Origin of the sequence: Rhodoplanes roseus (genome assembly GCF_003258865.1) — a bacterium.
GTDB classification, from domain to species: Bacteria; Pseudomonadota; Alphaproteobacteria; order Rhizobiales; family Xanthobacteraceae; genus Rhodoplanes; species Rhodoplanes roseus.
In genome coordinates this window covers 1-4922 of record NZ_NPEX01000362.1, presented here as the reverse complement: position 1 = coordinate 4922, position 4922 = coordinate 1, and the positions used below count along the sequence as shown (strand labels likewise).

At 70.8% G+C, this 4922-nt stretch carries 4 protein-coding genes and 1 tRNA gene; 3 read left to right on the top strand and 2 right to left on the bottom strand.

All coding sequences use genetic code 11. The annotated features are described in order from the left end of the window. Positions 1 to 35: 35 nt before the first annotated feature. Positions 36 to 665 (bottom strand): (d)CMP kinase, encoded by a 630-nt coding sequence (gene cmk / locus CH341_RS28090; RefSeq protein WP_111422353.1) that lies wholly within the window; start codon positions 663 to 665, stop codon positions 36 to 38. Positions 666 to 804: 139 nt separating this feature from the next. Between cmk and CH341_RS28085 the strand changes: the two genes are divergently transcribed. Further along, positions 805 to 2208 carry an SAM-dependent methyltransferase gene (locus CH341_RS28085; protein ID WP_111422351.1) on the top strand — a complete coding sequence of 468 codons (1404 nt, stop codon included), beginning with the start codon at positions 805 to 807 and terminating at the stop codon, positions 2206 to 2208. 137 nt (positions 2209 to 2345) lie between these two features. On the opposite strand, the gene aroA is transcribed toward CH341_RS28085, so the two are convergent. Continuing rightward, positions 2346 to 3695, bottom strand: coding sequence for a 3-phosphoshikimate 1-carboxyvinyltransferase (gene aroA, locus CH341_RS28080; protein WP_111422349.1), 1350 nt, complete (start codon positions 3693 to 3695; stop codon positions 2346 to 2348). 313 nt (positions 3696 to 4008) lie between these two features. Here aroA and CH341_RS28075 point away from each other — a divergent pair, with 313 nt between their 5' ends. Further along, positions 4009 to 4416 (top strand): TIGR02300 family protein, encoded by a 408-nt coding sequence (locus tag CH341_RS28075; RefSeq protein WP_111422347.1) that lies wholly within the window; start codon positions 4009 to 4011, stop codon positions 4414 to 4416. A gap of 160 nt (positions 4417 to 4576) precedes the next feature. Further along, a tRNA-Ala gene (locus CH341_RS28070) sits at positions 4577 to 4652 on the top strand. Positions 4653 to 4922: the final 270 nt, after the last annotated feature.

The window sequence follows — 4922 nt, the reverse complement described above, 5'->3', positions numbered from 1 at the left end:
ATTCCCGGATGCGCTTCGCGCATCCAGGCTACGAACTACGCCCTCGAGCGCCGCGCCTCCACCAGCACGATCGCCGCGGCCACCGCGGCCTCGACGTCCAGCTCCGTGGTGTCGAGCACATGCGCGTCGTCGGCCGCCTTGAGCGGGGCGACCGCACGGCCGGAATCGCGCTCGTCGCGGCGGCGGATGTCGGCGAGCACCTCGGCCTCGGCGACCGGCAGGCCGCGAGCGGAAAACTCCAGCCAGCGACGATGCGCGCGGGCCTCCGGCGAGGCGGTGACGAAGATCTTCACGTCGGCCTGCGGGCAGATCACCGTGCCGATGTCGCGGCCGTCCAGCACGGCGCCGGGCGGCTCCGCGGCGAACTCCTGCTGGAACGCGAACAAGGCGGCCCGCACCTCGGGAAAGGCCGACACCACCGAGGAGGCCTCGCCGACCGCCTGGCTCTTGAGCACCGCCTCGTCGAAGCCGGTCGGATCGAGCGCCTGCGCGGCCGCGGCGGCGCGCGAACGATCGTCCGCCGCGTGGCCGGCGGACAGCACCGCATGGGCGACCGCCCGGTACAAAAGCCCGGTGTCGAGATGGCGCAGGCCGTAATGCGCGGCGAGGCGCTTGCCGAGCGTGCCCTTGCCGGAGGCCGCCGGCCCGTCGATGGCGATGATCATGGTCGTCGTTCTGCGTGGGGACGGCGCCGGTCGGGGGCGGGCCCGGCGACCCTCGGGGCGGCAGGCTATTCCATGGCGGCCGCAGTTCTGCAATATCCCCCCGCCCCGGTTGTCACCGGGCCATGCGCGGGGGACCACCATGGACGCGGCTGCACGACGTCTCGACGGCTTCAAGACACTCCTCGGCCACGCCCGCGACCGTCTGGCGATCGATATCGGCTTCCGCCTGTGGGACGGCTCGCGGGTGCCGGCCGGCCTGCCGGACGACGCCATCGCGGTGGCGATCGCCGACGAGGGCGCGGTCGCCGCGCTGATCCGCAGCCCGAAGCTCGACACGCTCGCCAACCTCTGGGCGGCCGGCCGCATCGCGCTGGTCAACGGCACGATGTTCGACCTGGTGAAGCAACGCCCGCGGGTGCGCACCAAGGATTTCCTGAAGACCCTCGACAAGCGCCTGACCCTGACCACCGCGGCGCGGTTTCTCACGGTGTCGCGCGGCGGCCCGTGGCCGCTGGAGGCGCAGCCGGACGAGCGCCCGAGCAGCGGCGCCCCCTCCGAGAACAAGAGCAACATCGCCTATCACTACGACGTCTCGAACGCCTTCTACGCGCTCTGGCTCGACCGCGAGATGGTCTACACCTGCGGCTACTGCACCGACTGGGACAACGACGTCGACACCATCCAGCGCGACAAGCTGGAGCACATCTGCCGCAAGCTGCGCCTGAAGCCGGGCGACCGGCTGCTCGACGTCGGCTGCGGCTGGGGCGCGCTCTCCTGCTACGCCGCCCAGCATTACGGGGTGACGGCGCACGGCGTGACGCTGTCCGAGCAGCAGGTCGCCTGGGGCCAGGAGAAGGTGCGCCGGCTCGGGCTCGAGGACCGGGTGAGGATCGAGCTGCGCGACTATTCGACCGTGACGGGCGAGTACGACAAGGTCGCGGCGATCGGCATCCAGGAGCATATCGGGATCGACAACTACCCGACCTATTACGACACGGTGCACCGGGTGCTGGTGCCGGGCGGGCTGTTCCTGCACCACGCCATCACCCGGCCGGCGAAGCGCGACGACAAGACCTTCCGCAAGAAGCGCGCCGAGTTCGCGCTGCTGACCAAGTACATCTTCCCGGGCGGCGAGCTCGACCACATCGGCAACACCGTGACGATGCTGGAGCGCCACGGCTTCGAGGTGCACGACGTCGAGCAGCTCCGCGAGCACTATCAGCGGACCTGCAAGCTCTGGCACGACCGGCTGGTCGAGAACGAGGCCGCCGCCATCGCCGAGGTCGGCGCGGTCAAGACGCGCATGTGGATCGCCTATCTGGCCGCCTGCTCGATCGCCTTCGAGCGCAACACGGTCGGTCTCTACCAGACGCTCGCCTCCAAGCGCCGCCGCGGCCCCTCCGGCCTGCCGCCGACCCGGGCCGATCTTTATCGCGACATGCCGGCCGGGCCGGCTCCGACCGCGCCGGAGGCGCCGCCATCGACAGGCGAGAGCGGGCCCGCGAGGCCGACCCCGGTGCGATCGAGCGTCCGGCCGCGTTAGGGTCGCACGCGCGCCTCCACGCCGTCATGGCCGGGCGCGTCCCGGCCATCCACGTCGTTCGCGCCCAACCGGCACCGGAAGACGTGGATGGCCGCGACGAGCGCGGCCATGACGAACGCTCTGCCGGGTACCGGCCCCTACCCGATGTCGGCGCCCAATCCGCGCATCGTCTCGACGAAGCCCGGGAAGCTCGTCGCGATGAAGGCGGCGTCGTCGACCGACACGGGCTTCTCGCTCGCCAGGCCCATCACCAGGGCCGACATGGCGATGCGGTGATCCATGTGGCTGGCGACCAGGCCGCCGCCCGGCGGCAGCCCGCGCCCGGCGCCCAGGCCCTCGACGATCATGTCGTCGCCGTCGATCGTCACGGTGACGCCGTTGACGCGCAAGAGGTCCGCGGTCGCGGCGAGGCGGTCGGATTCCTTCACCCGCAGCTCCTTCAGGCCGCGCATCACCGTCCTGCCCGTCGCGAACGCCGCCGCGACGGCCAGCACCGGGTACTCGTCGATCATGGCCGGCGCCCGGTCCGGCGGCACCTCGACGCCGACCAGGTCGGAGGCGCGCACCCGCAGATCCGCCATCGCCTCGCCACCGTCCTCGCGCCGGGCGACCTCCTCGATAGAGGCGCCCATCTCGCGCAGCGTGGTGATCAGGCCGGTGCGTAACGGATTGGTCATCACGTTGTCCAAGATCACGTCCGAGCCCGGCACCAGCAGGGCGGCGACCAGCGGGAACGCCGCCGAGGACGGATCGGCCGGCACCACCACGTCGGCGCCGTGCAGCTCCGGCTGGCCGACCAGGGTGATCCGGCGGCCGTGCGGCCCGTCCGGCACCACCGTCACGTCGGCCCCGAAATGCGCCAGCATCTTTTCGGTGTGATCGCGCGTCGCCTCGCTCTCGATCACCACGGTGTGGCCCGGCGCCGACAGGCCGGCGAGCAGCACGGCCGACTTCACCTGAGCCGAGGGCACCGGCGTCGTGTACTCGATCGGCAGCGGGTCGCGCGCACCGGCCAGCATCACGGGCAGGCGGTCGCCCTCCGTGGACTGCACCACGGTGGCGCCCATCTTCAGGATGGGATCGAGGATGCGTCGCATCGGCCGGCGCCGCAGCGAGGCGTCGCCGTCGAACATCGCCGTCACCGGGCTGCCGGCGACGGCTCCCATCACCAGCCGGCAGCCGGTGCCGGAATTGCCGAAATCGAGCGTCTCGGGCGGCGCCGCGAAGCCGCCGACCCCGACGCCCTCCACGGTCCAGGCGCCCGGCCCGGTGCGTGTGACCGTCGCCCCGAGAAGCCGCATGGCCTGCGCGGTCGCGAGCACGTCCTCGCCTTCGAGCAGGCCCGTGACGGTGGTGCGGCCGACCGCCAGCGCGCCGAGAATCAGCGCCCGGTGCGAGATCGACTTGTCGCCGGGGACGCGGACGCGGCCCGCGAGCGGGCGGGCGCCGCGGGCGGCGAGCGGCATGAGGGCGGCGGTCGACGACATGGCGGAGCCCCGTTAGGCGGCCGAGACGGGATCGAAGGCGGCGATCTCTTATCGGGGATCGCCTGCGGCGCCCACTGGAATCTTGCCGATCGCCCGCCGGGCCGGACCGGCGAGCCCGAAAAAGCGGCAATGCGGGGTTCCCGACGGCGCCGTGGCGCCCCATATGGCGCACGATCGGCCGGCAGCGCGCGACGCCGCCGGAATTCGTCCGAGAACGCCGTCCCGCATGGTACCGGTGCTATTGACACCGGACCGTCAAGTCGCCAAGGGGATGGTCCGTTTTTCCCGACTTCCGCTTCAAGGATTTCCGACCGTGGCAAAACCCGAGCTCGGTACGAAACGCCTCTGCGCCTCCTGCGGCGCAAAGTTCTACGATCTGTCGAAGGACCCGATCGTCTGCCCGAAATGCGGCACCGTGTACGAGGTCACACTTCCGGTGGCGCCGCGCGGCGGCCGCGCCGAGGCCGCGGCCCGCAGCATGGCGACCGAAACCGAGCTGCCGGAGACCAACGAGGCCGAGTTCGTCTCGCTCGAGGAGGCCGATGCCGAGGCCTCCGGCGGCAAGAAGGTTCCGGCGGGTGAGGACATCGCCGACGTGGAGGACGACGTCGAGATCGACGAGAGCCTCGACGACGCCACCTTCATCGCCGAGGACGAGGAAGAGGACACGGACGTGTCGGAAATCCTCGGCGGCGACATCGAGGACGAGGAAGAGACTTGAGGTCGGCGGCAAAGTGTGGTTCTAAGCGCGGCGCCGACACGCCGGGCGCCCCGAACTCGGGGCTTGAACCGGACGGCGCCCGGGCCTAGAAGGCTCGGCTCGGGCTTCGAAGCCCGGGACTAAGGATTTCGGCACGGAACCCCAACACCGTGCCGCGTGTGGGGCCATAGCTCAGTTGGGAGAGCGCTTGAATGGCATTCAAGAGGTCAGGGGTTCGACTCCCCTTGGCTCCACCAACTTCCTGACAGCTTCATTTTTCTGGTTTCGACGAGAACGCGGCGAGATCGCGCGTCTCGTCACGGCCGATCGACCGGCTCGGCCGTAGAATCGCCGCTTCGGCGTCCCGCCGACGGACGATGCTCCTAACTTCTCCTGACCGTCGAGACAGAACGATTCGGCCGCGCCGCCGGCTCAGCCGGCTGCGTCTTCCAGAATCGCCGTATGCATGGCCGGCCTGCAATCCTCGGCCAGGCAATCGTGGACCGCCGCGACGAATCGCCGGGCGA